Source organism: Candidatus Propionivibrio aalborgensis, from assembly GCF_900089945.1.
In the GTDB taxonomy this organism is placed as follows: Bacteria; Pseudomonadota; Gammaproteobacteria; order Burkholderiales; family Rhodocyclaceae; genus Propionivibrio; species Propionivibrio aalborgensis.
The window spans coordinates 1-21,423 of the sequence record NZ_FLQY01000060.1 but is presented as its reverse complement, the minus strand read 5'-3'; the positions used below and the strand labels follow the sequence as shown (position 1 = coordinate 21,423).

Here is a 21,423-nt window from a genome sequence, read left to right as displayed (position 1 = left end):
CCCGATCCTTGAACACTACGAAGATGCTGTCTCGAACACTACGGGGAGTTTTTCAACAGAATCATCCCATTGCCGCCGTTCGGCACTCTACCCGTCGAAAAGCTGGGGTTGGTGAATCTGTACGGCAACTTTTCGAAATTCGCTACTCACCGACCCATTTCGGCCGATGGAGGAAAATGGAAGCGGCCATTGGCTGGAGGAGCCGCGAAATCGAAAACAGCCATTCACTCGGAAAATCACTTTTCCAGCCTGAACAGCTCTTCCACGACCAGCCATTCAGGTTCGGAATGCCAATGAAGGCAGTTGGCCCAGAGTGTGTCAAAACGCAAAATTTCGCGTTTTTTGAATGACCGTTCCCTATTTGAAGGGTTGAAACGATGCTGGTTCGTTTTGAAGAAGCTGCCTGCACCAAAACCTCAATGGTCATCTGTCTGCCTTAGTCGAGCACAATCAAAAGAATTGCCAAAGTCAACGGCCCCCATGTGCAAAGGTAAAGCATGGCGATCGGCAAGACCGACGGACGCAGCTTCCAATTGACCCGAAGCTGGTCCTCACCGGAGTTATGGAGGAGTCGAGGTAACGAGCTACCATGCCACTGTTCCAAAGTGCCCCCGGATGCAAGCAAAAGGGCCAGATCCGCCAGCTCTTCCTTTGTTTGGACCACCTTTGCCTTGCTGCGCAAAAACGCGAAATCAAGCACTACTGCGCAGATCGTGAACCCTGTAATCAGGGTAAAAGCTACTAGCCCGGCCTTTTCAAGTGGAATATGCATATTTTGAATGTTTGTCATGCTTACCACGAGCGTGAAAAGGCCATACAAGACCGCCGCATAGCCAGTTCGTATCTTCCATAGCATTTCGTCATATGCACCGATCGCTTTGTCCTTACCCTCCAGCTCGGAACGGATCAGAGCGTCGAGCGACAGATCGGCCTCCATAGGTTCATTCTCCTCTCTTGTTGATCGCGAACTATCTGTCAATGATCGGTCGCGGCTTTGTTGTTCCGCGAGGAAACCAATTGTTTCGCATGAATCGCCACGCGCACTGATCGTTGAAATGACTTAGTCGCGATAGACGCTGAACTTGCCGTCGCCCAGTCGCCGTATTTGCCCGCATCCTTCGTTATCACCGAATCCAGATAGGCTCCGAATTGCGATTGCAACGAGAAATCCGACCATGCCGAATTAGCGTCCCTAGCCCCACGCGCAGTGGAATTGTCGTCAAGGCCATGTCGCGGCAATCCTGGCGATTGTTCGATTACAAAGAGCATGCCTTTGTCGTCGCCGTCGCCGCGGGCGGTAGCTACATTAAAGGAAAAACCGAAAAATGATATGTCGGGAGGGAGTGTCGCAAAGAACAGCGGTCGCTTTGGGGCTACTTCTTCCCATTTCAGATCACGCACCGGGCCGTACTTGTTCAGATCGATAGCGTAGACCAGCGTATCTGGGTAGCGAGCAAGGAGATTGCCTCGAATCAGCAAGACGAGACCGTTGTTCGCGTCGTCTCCTGCCGGGGTGTTTCGCCCGAACGGCTTTCCCCACTCGTTGATTGGGGCGATATCCTTGACCTCGGCGTCGCTGCTCTCTGATCTGTCCCAGAACGTCCGGAAGTAGGTTCCACGCTGATCGGTCGGATAACCACGCCAGAGCAGTTCTCCGGCAAACTCGTGGTTGAGGCCGCACAGATAAGCTTCAATGAATCGCCGGTTGGGCAAAACGCAGGCTACGGTATTCTGCCGAATCTTCTCTACGCCGGGCAGGAACGTGCTGTGTCCCAATTCGAAGAGTGGTTCATACATTGGCGTCTCAAACTCTGGCGCCCACAGAATGGGATCCAAGTTGTCGCGACGCTCAGCGGGAGCTTTCTGGAAGCGCTCGAATACACGTGCCGCTACCGTCGAGTTGGGGTGGATCCGGAGGGGAAGTTGTTCGCGAATATTCCTGAGGACATTTTCTGCATTTGCTGCTACTACCGATCTATCTGCGGAAACGACAGTTGGTGGCTTCAGCCAGGACGCCAGCGCACCAAGAACAGCCTTGCCTGTTAGATCGGGGTCGGGAATACCTTTTAATCCGTTGAAGGGCATTTTCTTGAGGGCGTTTTCAAGCTTGGCCATCACCATCGACTCATCAAACACCGGTGCTGAAACAGGAGTGCCCGGCCATGTCGCGGCGAACTGCTGCTTCGACACATCCGCGATCCTGCTTAACCCTACAGGTCGCCGCGTAGGCCCAGCCGCCGCTACATCCCCACGCGCAAGGTGATGAATCAACTGGCCACTGGTACTACGTGGCTTGGGGATGCCTCGCCTTGCCAGCATACGGCTGGACCGCTTGGCCAGCACTCGGGTGGCACTCGCCATGCGTCGAAGCGCCGGGTCTAGCGCGGCAAGCGGCAGGTTCGTCCGTGTGCGAAGCAACTCTGCCACGCTGAGCCGAGCAGGGCGCTCTCCACCACCGACGTCTCTCGAGGTAGTGGGCAGAGCCAGGAAGCGCATCATCGGTGCTGTCATGGCGAAGAACACGTCGTCATTCGGTTGAGATACCAGTCGCTTGTGCAACTGCACGCTCGCATCGCGCCCAAGCTGCGCCTTGCGCAGAATTTCATTGGCACCCTTCACCGCCCCCAACTGCTCCCAAGCGGAGGCCATCAAGGCTTCCTGGTTCTTCCGTACTACCTCGGCTCCAAGGCCGGTCGCGGTGCGGTGCCTCGGATCCAGATTCAGGACATCAAGCCAAGAGGACGTAGATGCTTTCGCATCAACGATCTTCCCGTACTTCTCCAAATGTCCATGGTGCCAGCGCCCATATGCAGGAGGAACCACTCGAGGCAGGCGAATCGTGAAGGATCCGGTTGTCTTCATTTCATCGCCCATCCCGACAGGCCCGATGCTGAACACGTACTCTGCTTCAGGTTTCAAGCGATCCAGCATAACGGTACAAGTCGGCTGATTACTCCTCAGCTTTTCGCTGAAAATCAAACGGTTGTCAGATACCTGTCGACACTCGAACAGAACAACAGCGGATTGCAGAGGCTCCCAGCGAATTTCAACCTCATGTTTGAGCACATCGTAGAAACCACGAATCGATGAGAAACCCTTCTCCTTCTGTGTTCGAGGATCTTCGGCAGTGAACTCTAACTCCCGATTCTCCAGACTCTTGTTTGCCCGATCGTCGCAATCGGCGAGGTCTTCGGTGTTTGGCCGGTTAAGCAAGTCGGCCAGTTCGGTCTGCAACGTAGGCTCTTCGGCAGTCTTCGCATCCTTACCCCACGGTGTAACTTCGGTGTCCAGTGCGAAAAGAGCGCCTTCCATTTCAAGAACGCCCTTCTCGTCTTCCTCAGCTCTTGAGTCAGTGCGGTTGACTCCGCTAATGCCAAAGCCGGGATTGGAACAGTCCATCTTCCTCAAACCCAAGTCGGATGGCATGTCACGCGGTTCCAGCAGGCGGACGAGGTTCTCGAAATCGCCAACCGCGCTAGTTCCGAAGTCCCAACGGTAATAGTAAGGAAGCAGGATCTCCTCTTTGCTTTCATTGTTCCACGCCAAAGTTGTCGCACTAGGCGGAGGCTCTTGCGGCACCCCCAAGGCAGCCAATCGACCGAGTGCGCGTGACGGAACAACAAACGCACTGTAGCGCACACCAGGTGCCAAGCGACGTGCACATTGCAGCACCGACACGGCGGCGACATCGCCAGCAGCGATCGCGTTCTTGATCGCCTCCGTATCCATCTCACCCCCTTTGCTAGAGGTTACCCGCACATGCGCCCAGCGCCAGGAGCACTCGAGATCAGGAAGGCTGTCGGTATGAAGCACTTTGACAGCACCAGGTAGCTTCGGATCACGCTCCTCCACTGGCAATTCAGCAAATTCAGCCTCCACACCACCGCGTGATTCAGCCGCCAGCACCACCAAGACGATCCAGGGGTTGAGCTTGCCTACGTTGTCGGCCTTCTCCACGCTATAGCGCCAAGGGAAATCGGCATCCGCAAACTCTACGCTCGGGAAGTAGTTTGCCTCGAAATCCCCCACATTCGGCTTAGGATCGGTGTGAACCACGATTCGTGGGTCGAAGCCAACGACATCGCCAGGCCCGTACAGTGCGATCTTCCCGGTTTTGTCAACGTCAGTCGCAGCGGGGCTAAGCGAGCACCTGTCTTGGGCACCACTTGTCCCATACGCCGCCGCCGTCAGCGATACCTTCACCTCGCTACGCTGGCCTGCCGACGTTGCCACGATTTGTGTTGCCAATCCCTCCCGCACCGACGGCACAAAGTAATGCTTAAGGATATCCGTCATAGCACCACCTCATAGTCCGGTACAACAAAGCAGGCCTTTGCTGGGCTCGCCTTCGGCAATGCACAAAGACTCTGGTCGGCCTTCATACGCGATATATGTTGTGCGTTTGTCTTATCTGAGCGCGTCACGCTGTCTGCATCGGCGACGCTGTAGCCTTCCTCCAAGACCGTGAACGCAGAAGGCTTACAGACGAAACGGCTTTGCGGCCCAGCCCGTCTGCGGGCATCGCGCTTGATCCGCGCATCGAGCACGCCGGCCATCATTGATTTCGGCACGGCGTGCGGGCCCGATGTAGATGACAAACGGTTTTCGTCGATGAAAATGGTTTCATATTCGCTGTTGATGGGCGGCGCCGGGTCGCCACAAATCTGCACGGCTCCGGTACTAACCGCCACGCCAGCCTGCATCTTCTCGAAGGACGGCACCGACAACGCACGATCACCCAAGTCTTCCCACTGGCCACGGGCAAAGAACTCTTCTACCGGGACCAGGCCAGTTGACTTGTTGATTTCATAGTCACCAACCATGACGGACTCGATCTCAAATCGATTGTGGCCGGTAATCGGTGCACTGGATGCACGGCTCAGCACCATACCCAGTGGTACCTTCTGACGCACTTCCAAGCGCCCCAGCGGATGCAAAACAAGCTGCTCGTCCTGCACCATGTCGCCCCGAAGCACCTCCACCATGGTCTTGCCTGCCGGCAAACTGGAACTCCACGATTCACGAAGCTGGAGGACTCGTTGCACATCCAGCCACGGGTCAACCGCTGCAATCGGAATTGGCGTCTCGTCCCCCCATGTCACGGCGAACTTGATCGGCACGGTAATGAACAGCAATTTGATCTTGGCCTTGACCCGGCCCACCCAGGGCCGTGGCCCAGACAACCACAACGTCATCTCGATTGCCGCAAAGGTCTCTCCTCCGTAGGAAATTTTCACCTTTGCGTTCATCGTTACATCGAAGGAGAAGGGCGAGAAATAGATCAGCGTGTCAAAACCCAAGTGGCCCGTGAGTTTGGCACCCGCTTTTTCGGCGTGAAGATCCAGTTGTGCGCCAAATTGCAAGCTGTTGGGCGTGAGCGCCTGGTAGGCGGCGCACGTCAGGTGCAAGCTGGAGTTCGCACATATATCGATCGAAAGCCGACGCAGATTGGCAAATACGGTGGGGGGCTCAGGCGCCGTGAAGCGTGGGTGGAAGCCGCCGAGAGACAAGGCGAAGCGCGGATCGTCGCCCCATCCCAAGAGGAAGGCACTGTCGCCGGAAACCGGGTAACCCATTACGGTCGAGTCGTACAGCGCCGCCTGGAAGGTAAGTTGTCGTTTCGAGAATTCCAGCACGCCCAACACATCCAGCCGGATCACGATCTGCGGATTCGTCTTCTCGGGCAGGATTGTCACAAGCTGGCCCAGGATCACGGCCTTTACCGGCTCGGGCAATTCCAGGAAGATGCCAACATCCGCTGTAATGATGTTGGGCGAACCCCAACCCAGTTTCACCATCGGCCCGACGACATATCGCCCCTCTTGCACGGGGAAGGCGGTTCCCATATCGCTGATGATCCGGGCCGCATTTGGAATCAAGCTCTCGGGATCGGGAAACAGGATGGAGCCAAGCGTGCCAGCTTTGAGCCCGGTGCGCAACGCCTCCACATCCATGCGGCGATTAATGCCAATCAGCCCACCCACGCCGGAAAGCGTGAACCCGAAGGAAAGCTGGATCGGCGGCGTGAAGGTCGCACAAATGCTGATCAGCAGTGAGAATTTGCCACCATCGGGCATCTTGGTAGTGATGATGCCGATGGCGGCGAGGGCAATTTCGCCGAACCGCAGAGCAAGCGCACCGGAGTAGCGCTTGTTATCGTTGTCAAAATCCAAAAAGCCGCCGCCGAAGAGTCCTCCGGCGCTGATAGAAAGGCCTACTCCCACTGGAGGAGTCGCCGCGATGCTCAAGTCGGGTATTGACGGGTCGATCGAAGCCCCCAGACCGAGGCCCTTCAACACTACGTTAACAGGGCCTAGCGTTGCCGAGATCGTTCCACCCATATTGAAAACGAGGGTGCTCAGACTAGGCTTCAACCCAACCTTGATATCCATCACTTCAATTGGCCCCACGGCGAAATGGAGCGGGAGAGCTACTTCCAAAGACCCACTTCCACCGAAACTCAGCCCCGAACGACTTGCCTGTACATTGAGATCAATCGTCGCGGTGACCCCCTCATTGGGCAGAAGAGCAGCGACGAAGGAATCCGTCGAGTCGCCAGGCGTTATCGCGACGCTGATCCGGTCAAAGAAACACTCAACACAGAGGTCATCTCCATCTTGATATCCTCCCTTAGCCTCAAACACTATTCGGATCGTCTGCACGGTGACGGAGCCGAGCCCGGTCGAAAGCAAGACCTTGGGTGACCCATCCAGATAACTTTGTTCCAGTTCAAGGTTCAGAGTTGCCTTTACAGCCGACCCAGTCGTTTCATCCGCCGCATCCCAAAGACCGGGAAGTGCTTCAACATGTTTTCCAGGCCTGACAAAAATACCTAGCCCAGACAAATCGCCCTCGGTCCGCGCCCTTGCTACTAGGCCTTCGGAAAGCTCCATTTCAAAGCATGTTCCGCTTGCGCCATAGACAATCGCTGCCAAGCCTGGAAGGTCGGCATCAGACTCCGGAATCACTGATATCCCGACCCCCAAAAGCGTCTCCGGCTTGGGCCAAGCTACGCGACAGATCGGTATCATCAGCACCCAGTCTTGAACTAATTCCGGGTGAATTGCTCCTCGTGCTAAGATTCTCTTCGTCCCTCCTGGCAATTCACAAATTTGCGGTGAACATCCCATCGCAACTGTCAAGTTGGCTATTTGGTTCAGTAGCTGCTCCCCGTGAAAATCCGATTCACCCCATCTGTAAGTAGTTGCAATGTGTCGAAACGACCCAATGAGAAGTGCGAATAAGCGCTCCCAGTCGACTGTCACCTCATCGTGAACGGGCCTTGTATTGCCCGAAATTTCCTCTATCGAAACCACCCCCAACAAGCTCAATAGAACACTGACAAATGGGCGATTGTTCAATAAATACGCCAAGACAGCTTCCCGGATTAATTGCCTAGGAAATTCCTTCCGAAACTCGTCAGCGACAATTGTCGATGGAATGCTCGTATCCGAAACCGAGGAAATTTCACCGACAGCAGTTAGTAGTGAACGGAGAATGACTATCAACTCATCTGGAGAGGCGCTACTGCTATCAAGGAAAGCATCCACTTTCTGTACGAAATCATTCACTTTAACTGACAAGTTGGAGACGCATTGTGGTATTGCGACGCTTGGGCAGTTCCACCCAAGCTTCCACATAAAGGCCGAAAAGTTGTCCGCTGATTCCAAGCTCTCTCTCAATGGAGTCAGCAGTGAGATCAACTCAACACAAACGGATCGAAATGTTTCATCCCTAGTCATTGGCTTCTTACACCTTCCGAAAAAGCGTATCCGAACCAGCCAACTCATCCAAGTCGTTAATGGGTTTCAGGCCTTCAAAATCCTCAACACCCCTCTTCGATGGGTAGAAGTTATATATAAGAACACCATCGGGTTTGCAAACAGGTATAACAAGCTCATACACATATCGCGTCGGCCTCATACCTCTCAGTGTCCTGTAATCAAGGCTATTAGGATTACCATCGTTCCAAATCGGATTCCACTCCCAGCCATTGATATAGTCGCTAAAATCCTCGTACCCATCTTGTAACCAAATGGGATAGGGCGATAGCTCGGTGGCAATCCCAAATCCTGGAGGTGGATCATTGATGATGTTCGGGATGACGTTCGTAACGAAGAAACTCCGGGCGACCTCGATCTCCTGAGGCGAAGGATCCTTTAACTTCTTCTTCGGCTTTCCATCATAGAAAATCTTGCTCTCGGGCCCAGACTCCGGCGTATATACATACTGCCTTATGCCAACCACAGGTTCAGGCGGCGACTTCGCTGAGTCATAGTGAGATTTGAATAGATGGTTCTTTTTGAAGGGTCCAAACTCACGGCCGAGCAATGCAGAGTAGTCGAAGTATTGCGTAGATTCTATCTTCTGCGGAACCCATCCTATATTTTTCCCCAAGGGATCCGTGACAGGCTTGCCGAAAAAGAACTGAAGATTCCTAGCCTTGAGCTTTTCGATCAACTCCATGCGAGTGAGTTTTTTATTTGCCCTAACCCGGAAGTTGTAGCAGAGAATCTCAAAGGTACCCACATCATATGAAAGAATATAGAGCATGTGTCGCGGCGCCGTTAGGTAAAATTCGGTTCGACGAATCTGCCCACGTATAGCATTTTGTTCCGTAAGGAAGTAGGCAACCTCATCCTCGCCGTTCTTAAACTCGAACTGCTGCTTGAAGGTTCCGCCGGGCTTAATTGCACCAGAGGTGAATGATCCGTCCTCTGCCTCAACGGCATGATCAACAACGTCATCGTTTCTCCAAATCACGTAGCTCTGATTGGGTAAGGCTAAACTCCTAGGGTTAAAGCCCGAGTCGGTAATGGACACAACACCACTCCCAATTATTGCCTTCATGACGGAGAGCATTGGCAACGATTCCCCGATCAAACAGGCCCGTATGGAAACGTTTCGCACTAAGAGAGCACCATCTGAATCTCTAGGCACTAGTAGTTCTAGATACGCAGGTTGATTCCCATACTTGTGGGTATCGCACGTGCCGAGATATGCCGCCACCTCTTCCCAAAGCAGGGTTAAATTGATGCACTCCACCTGCGTCTCAGGGCTATGCACGGGAAGCGATTCATTCAAAGGCATGTACAACTGGCCAGTTTCATTCCCGTGCGCATAAATAAACAACGTATCTATAGGTTCTGCGAGGGCCCGGAGTTTCACGAACAACTGGGCCAAGCTACATGTCTGCCCTGCTTGCGGATCGTGGCTATAAACGGCCTTGCTCAAGAAACGTAAAGAGATCAGCTTCTTAGCTTCTGCCAAGAACCGATCGCTAGGATCCCTAATGTAATAGACGACATCCATGATTTCGTTCCTGGCTACCCTATGCCGGATTCGGTACGCTGACGTCCAACATCGGAGTCACCTGCACAAACATCCCACCTCAACCCGCTGCTACCCTCGCCCGTACCTATGAGGACTCTCCTGCCCATCCATCCGTATGTTCTCCCATCGGCCCATCGCTGCCGCTGAGACGTGATTTGTACGCGAGCACCTGATCTTGGTACTACTGCCTCCTCCATCCAAAGGAGCGGCATGCCATTCATGGCGAGCAGTTGAGACATTGGCCAGATCACCGAGTGCGAGGCATCGCGAAGCAAGACTGCTCGACGCAATACGACGCGCCGCTTTCCGCCAGTTGCCGCATTGAATGGAGCGAACGGGAACCAATTCTCCGGAACAGTAGTGGCAAGTCGGTAGTGCGCGAGCCCGCTGTTGGCGGTTTCGTCCGGCGAGGCCGGCTCAATGTCGAGTCGCTGGCTTCTTTCGTGCAAAGCACTTGAGGCGTCAACTGCCCGTCCAAGGCCGTTCAGGACTCGATGCTCCACCGCCCACACCTTGTTAGCGCCTTCATCTCGCATAAATTCCGCTTCCTCCAGCGGAGCAGACTCCATGCGGTGGGCGCTCAAAGAGGGGATGAACAGGAGACTCTTGCCCCCCGCCGCGTCGCTGGAGCCTTTCAGGTTCTCAATCAGCTGTGACTTGTCGCCGACCGCGGAGTGGCTGAAGAGATCGAAGCACTTCAGTGGATCGTTGCTGAGTTGGCGTGCGGGCTCGACAACAGTTACGTCGCCGAAGACGTTGCGCACCTTCACTGCGTCAATCCGTACCAAAGCGGGCATACAAATGGGCAGTGCTACGCAATACCATTCGTCACCGTGAAGAAGCACGTATTCCATCAGGAACAGTCGGGCCAGGTCGGTGCTGCCGGCTTCAATGCTGCCGAAGTCGGTTGCGGAATCCTCGAACGCCCACCAACGCGATGAACTGCCTCCCACCGAGGCGGGGCTGGGCTGTGTCGTAACGCTCGTGGCCGTTGGCCATGCCGTCCTGGGATTGAGGTGCAGATTGAAGCTGTGCCAGTCGATCTCGCCTCGATAATCTGTTGCCAGCAGGCTGGTGGGGGCAGGACCAGCGGTACTGAGCTCGAAGCGGTAGTCCAGATGCGGATTCCGCCACGCCGAAGACGCCTTGGGTGCTGGCCGCAAGCCGAGCGCCAAGCACCAGTCGCGCAAATGGGTGACGATATCAGTGAGTGTGGCTGGACTCAGCGACACCAGCGGTGCAATCTGATGCGTGGGCGTTTCGGCATCGAAACTGGTGTACTTGTCCAAGAGCTTCTGCCCGTCGATTGAGCGGCCGCAGGCGAGCTTGAGAAAGCGCCGGGTGGCGTAGTCAGTGTTCGTCCAGGCTTCGCCTTCAGGGGGCATTTCGAGGCCATAGTCCAGATGCGCCCGATAGGCTTCGATGAGTGGTGCCGCATCGTCGGCATACTGCCGGATGAGGCGCTCGAATCTCTGGCCGATCTGGACACGATCCCGCCAACTCAAACTGAGATGTTCTTGCTCTACCAGCATCTCGAAGGACGTCGACGAAGCATCCACCGCTTTGGCATCCCCTTCGCGCAGCAACTGGGTCGGTGTTACCGTCGAGTAGTCCACCGTAACGTCGATCGGAGAGCCAGCATCTTCAGCAGCAAGCTCTCCGGTTTGCCACTGCCGCCCCAGCATCCAGAGCGGGTCCGCAGTACAGGCCTGCAAACCGCGCGAGAAATCGTCCTTCCGGCAGCGCGGCTCAAGCCTTAGCCAGGCGGCGAAGCGCTTGCTAAACTCGGGGTTGAAGCTATTGACCAATGGCATGATGGGCACTCGTCTAGGTGTGTCGGCCTCTGCGGCGATGCGGAGTGGGTTTGGGTTTAGGCGGTTTGGGATTGGGGCCCGGTTTTGCGCTCAACCAATCGACCACCTGCTTCGAAGCCGCAGGGTCTTCGTGCGAGACATCAGGGTCAATGGGAAAAACCAGCCCCGGAAATAGCAAGCCGGGGCCAGGTTTTTGAGACTCTCCTTGGCGTGGTGCCCCCATGGCGTCGGGATCGACCAGACGTATCTTGGCCAGATCCATCGCGTCACTGACGATATCGGCCAGTTCGTCAATGTGCCAGTGTGTGCGTTCGTCCGGCTGGCCCGGCACAGCCAGCAACAGGCATTGGGGTGCCTGGTTGCTGGGGCCGTCGTAGTGTAGGCTGATGCCCGTGGTAACTGTGTCACTCGGGATGTGCTCGTGCCACTCGGCAAGCGCTAAACCAGCGATCTTGTACCCGGTGGGCTCACCATCCGCAGGGTCGGGTTCCATGGCACGCCCGGCCCCGGCGATGGCCGCAACAATGGATACGCTACCCGGCGTGCTCGGCCTCGGTGCCGGATTCCGTTCTGCATCGCTCAAGGCCAGCCAGTTATCGGATGACAACGGGTCGGATGCCGGCAGTTGGGCGATTCGGAGCTGGATGGCGGCGAGATCCGGGCGCTCGTGTGCGGAGAGCCAGAGCTCACTGGTAATCAGCGTGTCTTCGAGTTCGAGGATTGATGGCTGCGCGACTGCGGCTTGCTGTAGCCACAGGCGGACTCGCTCTTCCCCAAGACCAAGCAACAGGTCGTTTTGCTTGCTAAGGCTATCAACCGATGAACGGAAAGCACTGCTGGCATCCGGCGCCAAGACCCACTCGGGCATTGCCACCACAGTGCCGCCGAACAACTTGCTCATGGCCTTGGCATAGCCACCTGCCAACGATTCATCGCAAGTGTCGGATACTTTGTCTGTCGGCAATTCGCCAAGCGATTCTTTGGCTTGCTTTGCCAGCGATGCCAGCACTGCCTTGCGCTTAGCATCCCTCTCTTCAACTGATAGGATCGGACAAGACAGGGTTGCGGCCGATACGCCGAAGCGACTGGCGTCGAAGAACCAAGTGATCCACTCATCATCGGTGAGATATTGCTGCTCGGGTGAGATCAGCTCGTTAATTTTCTCTCTCGCATTACTCAGCGGTCTTGCATCAAACGTGCCGGAACATGCTTGCGCCGGAGTCGTCAGACTGGATAGTTTTAGCGGTGCTCCCACAGCCAGCATTGCAAGCACTTGGCGGCCCAATTCGAGAACATCACCCAGCCCCCATGTGTAATGGTCGTCGGCTGGTTTGACGAGGCTGATTTTGACGCTCTCTTCGGGGTACAGTCCAAACTCTCGCCGAACCCAATAGGCGATCCTTTGCTCAATCTCGGTACATGCCGCCGACAACATTTCCGACGTGTCATCGCGCGCTTCCAGGCTGCGTGGCGACACGGCGCTCAGATGAAGGAGGTCCACGGGATCCAGGCGCAGCTCAGTGAAGAACTCATCCTGAATCAGTTCCTGGAGGGACAGTGTGTTTCTGCCCGTGGTAAGCGTTCGCTTCAGAAGCGCTAAATGGTCGCCAGAAATCACGCCAGATGACGCGAGGTGATCCAGCCTGGAGAAGCAAGGTCGAGCGGAGGCCAGTGCCTTATCGGCTTCGTCATTGCTCATCCCGGCGGCCAGCAATTCATCTCTGGAAGCGGTGTTGACGTTAACGCGATGATGTTCGAACTGAAACCGTATGCCTATTTTCGTGAGATCGCCAAGAAGGTTGGCGAACCAGAAGGCGATGCGCGGTTCAGCCAAGACCCGAGGACTGTGAGGCGTATATCCAGGCTGGGCGCCTGCCACCGGAAACAGCAGTAGGGTTCGCTGCAGGTAGGTGCTGGCGCTGACGGGGGTATCCATGGCACGTATTTCAGGCATCGTGCCCGCGCCAGCCAGCGCATCCATCGGCGCCGCAGCGGCTTCAAAGTTACCTTGGGCCGCGTGATGAATCGATTCGAACATCATCAAATCGCCCAGCGCATCAAGACATGCCTCAAGGTTGCCTACTTCTCGTGTCAACGTACCTACGTCGCCGGTCGGTACGCTGCTATTTGCTTTGCTGATCAGTGCGGCGATGAAGCCAGATCCTTGTTGTTTGGCATGGCGGGCCAGAGCCAGACCGTCGACGACGTTTCTTGCCGCGATGGCCTCAACCGGTTGATTATCACTGTTGCTCTCGGCGATGGCCGCAATTGGGAAAGCTGCCCGAAACTCGTCGATGTACTGCGCGACGCCTTCCTCGACCAAACGTCGTTCAAATTCGTAACCAAGCAGTGCGCCCAGAGGCTGGCCACTGCGCACACCGTCCACCAGTTGTAGCGCCTTGCGTGTGCGCTCTGAGCTCAGGTTGATGCATGCAGGGTTGTTGCCGTCGCCGGCATGGTTGAGGTATGCGCTGTGGAGTACCGCCGCCGTGGTGGCTTGTTGCAATGAAGGAGCATGAACGAACCCAGCGCTGGTTTGCCCTTCTGGGGCAACTGAAAGGTTCTCGACATAGCCATAGGCGCCCAGGTAAGTATCTTTTGGTGATTTCTGTCTGAGGGCCGTGAGTCTTTTGGCGGCGAAGGAGCTCAACCAGGCATCGAGGCGGTGCGAGCAGAGATCAAGCGTCAGGCGAAACAGAGTTTCGACGTTTGGGCGAAGTGATGATGCATGACTAACAGTACCAACCGCCTTGAGAAGCACGTCAGCAGAAATCGGGCTCTTCTTGTCGAGGCACGAAATCAGTTTGTGCGAGCGGACAAGAAGTTCCACAAGCAGCGGCGGTACGCCCTTCGCTTTTCGCAGCAGCAGTGGTTCGAGGTGTTCGGCCAAGTCTTTCGGAAGAACCTGCAGATCAGCCTCAGCATAGGGTTGGACTTCGCGAACAGCATCTTCACCCCAAGGAAAGCCTTGCAACCACGGGGTTTCTGCGAACTGCTTTGCCGCACCATCTGTCAGATCGGCGCAAGCGGCGGAGCGTTTAGCCAGTTGGGGCGAAACCTGTTCATGCCAATTCTTGGCCCAGAACACGGTGTCTGTTGACTGTAGCTGAAACGGCAGGCCGGCTCCGAAGAGATCCTCTCTCATGGCGATCAGGAGCCAAGCAACGAAGCCACGATCAACAAACAGCCGTGTCCGTTCCTCGGTCGAGAGTGGCTCCATGGCAAGGATGTTCAAGAGCTCAGTGTCCGGGTTCTCTGAACAGCCCGTGCGCGGTACGCGAGCGGGATCGATCGCATACGCTGCCCATGTCTCGCGTAACGTGTCTAGCGTGTGCAAGAGCGCGGCGTGAAACTCGACAGTTGTGCTGTCGCCGTTATCGCTTTTGGAAGGCTTCCATCCATATTTGGAATTCGGGCGTGTATTGCATACCGGAAGAACGCCATAGGGCTGATTGCCGAGTCGGATAGCCGCTAGCGGGCCGGCAGCGTGCACGTGTTCAACAAAATGATGGGTAAGCCAATCAAGCCCGGCTCTCGATATCATTCCACGCAGGGCATAGCGTAGAAAGTAGTCGCCGGTCGAGGGCCAGAGTATCTGACGCATGGCACCTGCGACGCTGTCAGCAGTCGATCGTGCTCCCGCAGTCTTCTTGAATACGGCACCTCCGGCGCCTAGCGCCGCTGCCAATTTTACGCCAGCGCTTTGGGGAGGAAGCGCAGCTACTGATTCGAATTCCAGGCTGAAGCGACTCTCGATATCTTCTCGAGATTCCGAATGCTCGGACTTCTCATCCTGGGTGTTGTTGGTCCTTGTTCCATATTCGAGCACTGCGATGCCGTCGGCGTACGCATGTGATTGAAGGAGTGCCTCCGTTTTCGTGCCGTTGTCAGCTTGGCCCGATTGAAGTCCAACGACGACAATCTTTTGAAACACTAGCGCGCCGGCTGCGCTATTCTTCACTGCTTCTAAGTCTTGCGCGGCCAGTGGAATCCGGATCGCCATGCCAGCCGCTTCCGCTTCCCGCAGGGTCGTAAGCCACTTTGCTGGCCGGCAGGAGTCGCCTTCGAGAAGGCTCAACCCGCGATTAACTGGCTGCCCAAATGCAAGAATGCTCCCCCCGTTGGGCCTCGTCGCCTTGGCGACAAAACGATGTGGCAGCGTTGGAAGTGCCGCGCGGGAGAACCATTGTTCACTTCGCGCAGACTCGATTCGTGTGCCTGCCGTGTGATTTTGGTAGCACCTCTCGGCAATCCACGCGGCGCGGTCGGGACCGTATGTGGTGGCAAGCGCCCTCCATGCTGATTTCAGTTGGTCATGGCCTTTCGAGTTGCTTCTAAGCTCCTCAAAATGGCGGCCATCCTCCAGTTCCTTGGGAGTCAACCTGGGGTCGTGTCTATCGATCAGGGCGTCGTCGGGGAAAATGCGAACCCAGAGTATGTTGCCCTTGAATCGAGTTTCTAAGCGGAGAGGAAGGAGAAGTACGGGAGTCTCGTTCGGCACCCAAGCCAAGAGTTCCTGAGCGACACGCTCGATACGCGGCTCTTGATCCTTGCTAACCGCCCCTGCTGCAACCAATTGGGCTAGCTTTTCAAATCTCCGATTTGGCAATTTCATCTTGCCAGTCAATAGACTACCAATTTGCAGTTTATTGAGTATCTGTCCGTCACCGTCGGTCAGGCAGGTCAATAGCCCATCAGTGTCCAAGGCATTGACGAGATCAAGGAACTCAATTTCGAGTTTGTTTTCCATATTCCCAATAAACCGTTTTGGTTGGATGACACACCCTGCAGGCAAACCATTTCGGTATTGTTTGGAACCCAGATTGATTGGCCCTAGTTATACATTATGCGATCGTTCTATCTATCATAAAATCGACTAATGAACGGACGCCATGCTAACCACCTTGGCGAGGAGTGATTCATTCAACAATCTCGCGTCGGCGCCTGCCATAAGTATTTGTGTCAATGGCATGTGCAATCAACATAGACCACAATTTTGCAATGTGCAAGAAAGGGCGAAGATGCTCCGAATGGCAAAATGGTTGATGCCGAAAGCAGAAGAAATCCGCGGAATGCCTGCCTAAGGGCTATTCAGGAAGAGATCAACTTCAATCGGATTTCTTGAACTCGACTCGCTACTCCCTGACATTTCGCTCAGCTTCAATCCGCCGAAATATATACCGAGTTTTTCAACACAATAGGTCGGGAGCACCTATTCGCGGAATTGAATACCTGCCGTTCGGGACGATTTGGGGCTCAGTGGCCGGTAAGGGCCTCAAAGCTGACCTAGTTGACTGAAAGTGCCACCGGCAGCTCAGGCCGATCTCCGGCCTTTGGTCAAAATCGTCTCGACTGGCAACTTCTCGGCCTTTGCTGTCATTGGCCGATCGCGTTGAATCGGGCGGCAACGCGTCACATACCGGCCGTTCAGCAATGAGGGAGCACGAACGGCAGCCTCTCTCTGGCGGACGCGAACTACCGCACCCAGACAGACCGTTGCTGCAATTCGCTACGAGACCGCTTTGCTGCGGCTGCTATTGTTGTCGGTTCCACCCAGCAGTATTTCAATGATCGCTATCGAAGGGGCGGCCGCCCCATCAGACGGCTTGCCACAATTGTGTTGTGTAAGGCTCAGTGTTCTGCATTGGGTGGCTCTAGGCCTCGCAGGGCACGGCTGGCTCCCTCCCTGATATCCATGGCGACATCGGTCAGCAACCTTGCACCTTCAGACTGTACGAGCTCCGGCGGAAGGAATTTCACGTCGAGAATGGGCAGAGCTGCGTAGCGAATATTAGCGTCGCTGCTGTGAAGCAAGCGTGCCACTAGCATCGCCTCCTCCCCCTGATACAAACCCGCTGACACAGCTGCGCTGAAGATCACGGGCTCCAAGCTGCCGCTCTGGACATCCTCGATCAGCGTGGTGCGCAGCGATTGAGATGCGGCGGCGGCAGTCAGAAAAGGTTCCCGTGCCACGCTTCGCACGTTCGGCCGATCATCGGCCAGCAGTTCCAAGAGAAAGACATGTTCGTACGCGTAAGCCTGGACCAGAATCTTCACAAGCTCATCGCGGGGACTGTCCGGAACGGTTCCCCCTCCTTTCGGATACGGCTTTTCCTTGGTTTTCCATTGGTTAAAATGAGTTCGCCATTCGCTGACAATTGCGCCGTCCACAGGGAACGTCGCGGCCAGTTCGGCAGCCGCCTTTGCGGCCTCCGCCGAGGACCCCTCCAAGCCTTTGCGAATAGCCTCAATGTGACGGGCACCATATGGAGGTGTCAAACGTTGGTACAAATAATGGCATCCGGAGGAGCTGTCGCCGAGGCAGAGGCGATCGAGAAGCAGTTGCTGGCAGACCCCGTAAGGCAGCTTGCTGGCGAGTTCAGCAGAATACCGCAGTGACTCACCGCGCCCGCCGGTAAGGAGTCGCTCGATCGCGCTCGGGTATTCTGGCTGCTCTCGCAAGCCATAAAGCAGCATTGCAGAATTGTGCGCAAAGAACTCGTTCCCATTCAGAATGAGCTCTTCCAGTTCCGGCATGCATTCCACACTGACCAGGGGTTGGTTGAAGCCTGCCTCCGCGTCGACTAAGGGCAGAGCAAACAGCGCGCGCGCTCCGCGTTCTTCATTACCTAGGATTTGTTTCCTCATCGCCCGAGCCTGCCGCACGACTCGTGCGTAGTCGAGACCTGCTGCCCGGGCGACCGTATGAATAACTAGACTCTTGGACATGCTTGCCGACGGAGGCACTGACATTTCCCAGACGCTCGACAGCGGCATCTCCCAGTAGGAGGTCGCTGTTAGCAAGGCCGCCAGTTCCAAGCTCCCTCCCTCGTCGCCGTATTCACCGTCATCGTGTTTAATAGAGGGGTCGTCGACCAGCTCGAATAGGTAGGCAATTTCACGGTTCCAATCGCTGAGCGTCGGCAGTGAAACCTTGTTTCGTGACCATTGCTGGTCCAGCATCGTGGTCAATGTAAGTCCGGCCCGCTCGAACAAGGTCTGTAACTGTTGGATGGTGCCAATATTCAGCTGTTCAGCATTACCGATGAGATCATTGAGTGCCTGCAATGCCTCAGGTTCAGGGCTACCGGCAAGGACACGGCTCGCAGCTCCGAGGACCAAGTGTCGCCGTACTGCACTCCCGGTGGGCCTCAGATGTAGTCCGCCAAGGTACGAGTCCGTTGGCTGCGCTCGTTGTAAGCTGCGTAGCTCATCTGTAAGCGCGGGCACCTTAAGTTCCTGGTCGGGGCTGACAATCAGGCAAGTCCAAGCCACTAGCCGGTCCCACGGATCGGAACATTCAAGTCTTGCCAGCGCTGCTTCCCGGACCACGTTCCAGTGTTCCTGGGACATCAGGCAAAGTGCTTCCCCGGCGGCATAGCGAGCACGCGACGCGGTGTTTTCTACGGCCTGCCAGCAGCACTGCGCAAAGCGTGCTAATGCATCATCTGTCACCGGAACGCCCGCTTGGACTACCAACTCGATTGCATCATCGAATCTGTAACTTGCCTTGGTGTCGCCGCGCTCCGCAAGCTCGCCCCATATCTCAAGAATGAGCGGTGCCAGGCCTAGATGACTGGCGAAGGACAAAGACTCCTTCCACTCAGGTGTCCGTATCGAACGTACGACCAATTCCCGTTGCGCGGCGAGGTCACACTTGGACATGTAACGTCCGGCCGCAAACTCCCCAAAGGTTTTGTAAACGAACGTGATTGCCTCCTGGGTGAGAGTACGCACCCGTTCGACAATACCCAGGCCCTCCCAGTATTCCAGGCAAGCACTGACTCTCGACTCACTGATTAGGGAAGGCTGCCCTGTCTCCTCACTCCACCATCGGGCGCACCGCGACAGGGTTTGCTCGGCAGCCTCGTTGCCATGGCATAAAAGGCACCAGCCGAGCAGTTCAAGAAACCTGCCTCTTTCTGGCTCGCTGGGCGGTCTCTCGGCGAGCCGGGGTGATGGATGGTCCTCTAGCAACAGGAACAACTGACGATACAGGGACGCCTTTCCGCTGCCAGGGTCGATGCCTTTGGCCGACAAGGCCGCCAGCAGCGTGATCATTAGAGGACTACGCGATGCAGCGTCCTTGATGGTTTGCGCGCGCAGTTGGTCCTTGGCGACTGCGACAGCCCGCGATCGCAGTGCTTCATTTGCAAACGGAATGGCCTCTAGCACCCGCAAGACGGCTTGCTCGGCGGCGCTGTCGCTCAGCGGTTGCAGTTCGTAATGCCGCCATCCTGACAGCTCGCCCGCGCGGTAGCCGATAGGGCGGCTGGTGACCACGATGCGCGTGCGCGGATGCGCCACGGAGAAGGCATGCAAAGCCGCCGTGACGAGCGGCTGCTGGTGCCCGCACTCGTCTAGCGCGTCGCATAGCAGCACCGCACCGTCCAACGATGTGAACGGCGGCCGGATCCCGGATGCACTGAGCGCGACATCCAGCAAGCTGTCTTCGAAACGGCGCCCCTCTCGTATGACGAGGGCAACCACCAGCGGCAGTCGCACCAACAGGGTCAAATACCCATCGGCCGAATAATCTAGGGCAAGTCTTTTGAGCAGTGTCGACTTGCCGATACCAGGCCCCCCTACCACGACGCATTTTTTGACGAAACGAGCGATGGTCCGCGATTGAAAGGATTGCCCGCCGTACCGTCGGTCACGGCCGTATTCATGGTAACGGCGAAGCGCCTTGTCCAGCTCCTCCTGTACAGCCAGCCCTTCATTCAACACTTGAACGTCAAGTTCTAGCCAGCAGGCCTCGAACGGGACGGTGTCCCGCACGCCGAGAACGGTCGTGCTGGCGTAGATACGGTGTAGCCACTCGCGGATGGCTGCGAGTAACTGCACGCGGGTGCCGATATCGTTCGTCTTGAGCGCGATACGGGCGAGCGACAAATCCCGGTAAATATCCTCTGGTATCGCCCTTCCTCGTACGCGAATTAGCCGCCGCCCGCATTCAATGAGCACTGGCCAGGCAGATTGCGGATCTTGGATGACGCGACTAAGCCGTTCAGTGGCAGTGGCCTCGGCATCGCGGCTTCCTTCGACTGCGCTGATCACAACGATGCGAAGGCGCCGACACACTAGGCTCGCATCTAATGACGCCGCCGACAACCGTTCAGCCCAATCCCGCCCGATCTCGCGTAGCCCATCGGACCGTCCCATGCCCAGCCGGGCGATGTCTTCGGCTAACGTCTCCCGGATCGTGGCGCTGCTGTTCGGGCACACTGCAAGAACGCCGGCGTTGATTCTGCCTGCAGAGATGCCAAAGGCAAGGGCCAGCAGCGCATCCCAGAGGTCACTGCCGCGTTGCAGCCCACGTTTGGCTTGCAGCTCCACCTGTTTGCCGTCCCTGCCGACGAAGCCAATATCGTCGCCGGGACCACCAGTTTCGGCGTCCAGCTCCAGCGGCGTGTCGTCCAACACTCCTTCCAGCCACCCGATGGGCCGTTCGGCCAGCAGATGGGCCATCACGATCGCGCTTATGCGCGCCTGGAAGTCCAACCCCCGCTCCGCGGCGCTGCCGCCTACCGTACGTTTGGTGGTCTTCTCTGTGCTCATTTGCATCGTCTCCACGAGCGGCTGGGCCGCAGAACGTCAAAGACTCCATCATGACGGCTCCGGCTTTGCAGCGGTAGTCTGTGCCCGAAACTAACCAGAGGGAAGCAAGCTGGAGCGGACACCCAGCCCAATACTTTCAATGGCTGCACCTGGCCAGTTTTTTCCAGTGAGCATTGCGAGAGAAAGCTAAGCTAGCTCCAATGGCTGCGGAGCAGCTATTCTGTTGAAAAACTCGCTTATTGGCGAAAAGGGAGGTCGGGCTAAATAGATCGACGTTCACAATCGCTCTGTATTCGACGATCTCGTGTCGGGGAATGTTTCGACATACCCTATAAAAACCTAGTTTTGAGTTTTTCAACAGAATACAGCGAAAGCGGACCTTAACGGAGCCGAGGCCACCATCGAACTGCCGCCCATTTGTGGATATTTCGGGCGGGGTAGGTTGAGCACCTGAGTCAGTTTGGGGTCGGCAGGGCACTCACGGTGGGTCAAATTTAAGGCGGCGCCAACCCGCAGCCGCACTTCTTAAATTTCTTGCCAGAACCGCAAGGGCAGGGTTCATTGCGCCCGATCTTGACCCCGACGGAACTCGGCTTGCTCCTTCGAATAGCCAGAGGACGCTCTCCCGGGCGCCACTGCGGTATCGGATTGGCCTTACTCAGCAGTCGCCAATATAGGCGACAGAAGGGGCGTTGAAGAATGAGCGAACGAGGAG

At 56.2% G+C, this 21,423-nt stretch carries 9 protein-coding genes; 1 reads left to right on the top strand and 8 read right to left on the bottom strand.

Annotated features, from left to right (window positions below; all coding sequences use genetic code 11):
- The coding region (locus tag PROAA_RS18820) for a hypothetical protein (protein WP_222102089.1) at positions 1 to 350 on the top strand (350 nt) is incomplete at its 5' end.
- Positions 351 to 436: 86 nt separating this feature from the next.
- On the opposite strand, the gene PROAA_RS04270 is transcribed toward PROAA_RS18820, so the two are convergent.
- The 8 genes from PROAA_RS04270 to PROAA_RS19030 all read right to left on the bottom strand — a co-directional run bounded on the left by PROAA_RS04270 (position 437) and on the right by PROAA_RS19030 (position 21,280).
- A complete protein-coding gene (locus PROAA_RS04270; protein ID WP_186410147.1) occupies positions 437 to 937 on the bottom strand; it encodes a hypothetical protein in 501 nt (166 codons plus the stop codon).
- Between the two features lie 38 nt (positions 938 to 975).
- Positions 976 to 4,296 (bottom strand): hypothetical protein, encoded by a 3,321-nt coding sequence (locus tag PROAA_RS04265; RefSeq protein ID WP_186410146.1) that lies wholly within the window; start codon positions 4,294 to 4,296, stop codon positions 976 to 978.
- Complete coding sequence (locus PROAA_RS04260) at positions 4,293 to 7,670, bottom strand: DUF6603 domain-containing protein (RefSeq protein ID WP_186410145.1); 3,378 nt, start codon at positions 7,668 to 7,670, stop codon at positions 4,293 to 4,295. The genes PROAA_RS04265 and PROAA_RS04260 overlap by 4 nt, the downstream gene beginning before the upstream one ends.
- Positions 7,671 to 7,749: 79 nt before the next feature.
- Complete coding sequence (locus PROAA_RS04255) at positions 7,750 to 9,312, bottom strand: cupredoxin domain-containing protein (protein ID WP_186410144.1); 1,563 nt, start codon at positions 9,310 to 9,312, stop codon at positions 7,750 to 7,752.
- Between the two features lie 14 nt (positions 9,313 to 9,326).
- Positions 9,327 to 11,147: a hypothetical protein gene (locus PROAA_RS04250; RefSeq protein WP_186410143.1), complete on the bottom strand. Its 1,821-nt coding sequence runs from the start codon at positions 11,145 to 11,147 to the stop codon at positions 9,327 to 9,329.
- A 13-nt stretch (positions 11,148 to 11,160) separates the two neighbouring features.
- Positions 11,161 to 15,150, bottom strand: a complete 3,990-nt coding sequence (locus PROAA_RS04245) for a hypothetical protein (RefSeq protein WP_222102088.1) — start codon at positions 15,148 to 15,150, stop codon at positions 11,161 to 11,163.
- 1,628 nt (positions 15,151 to 16,778) lie between these two features.
- Positions 16,779 to 20,708 (bottom strand): NACHT domain-containing protein, encoded by a 3,930-nt coding sequence (locus PROAA_RS04240; RefSeq protein WP_186410141.1) that lies wholly within the window; start codon positions 20,706 to 20,708, stop codon positions 16,779 to 16,781.
- Between the two features lie 494 nt (positions 20,709 to 21,202).
- The gene (locus PROAA_RS19030) at positions 21,203 to 21,280 is read right to left on the bottom strand and encodes an SEC-C metal-binding domain-containing protein (RefSeq protein WP_245664155.1); all 78 of its coding nucleotides are present in this window, start codon (positions 21,278 to 21,280) and stop codon (positions 21,203 to 21,205) included.
- Positions 21,281 to 21,423 lie beyond the last annotated feature (143 nt).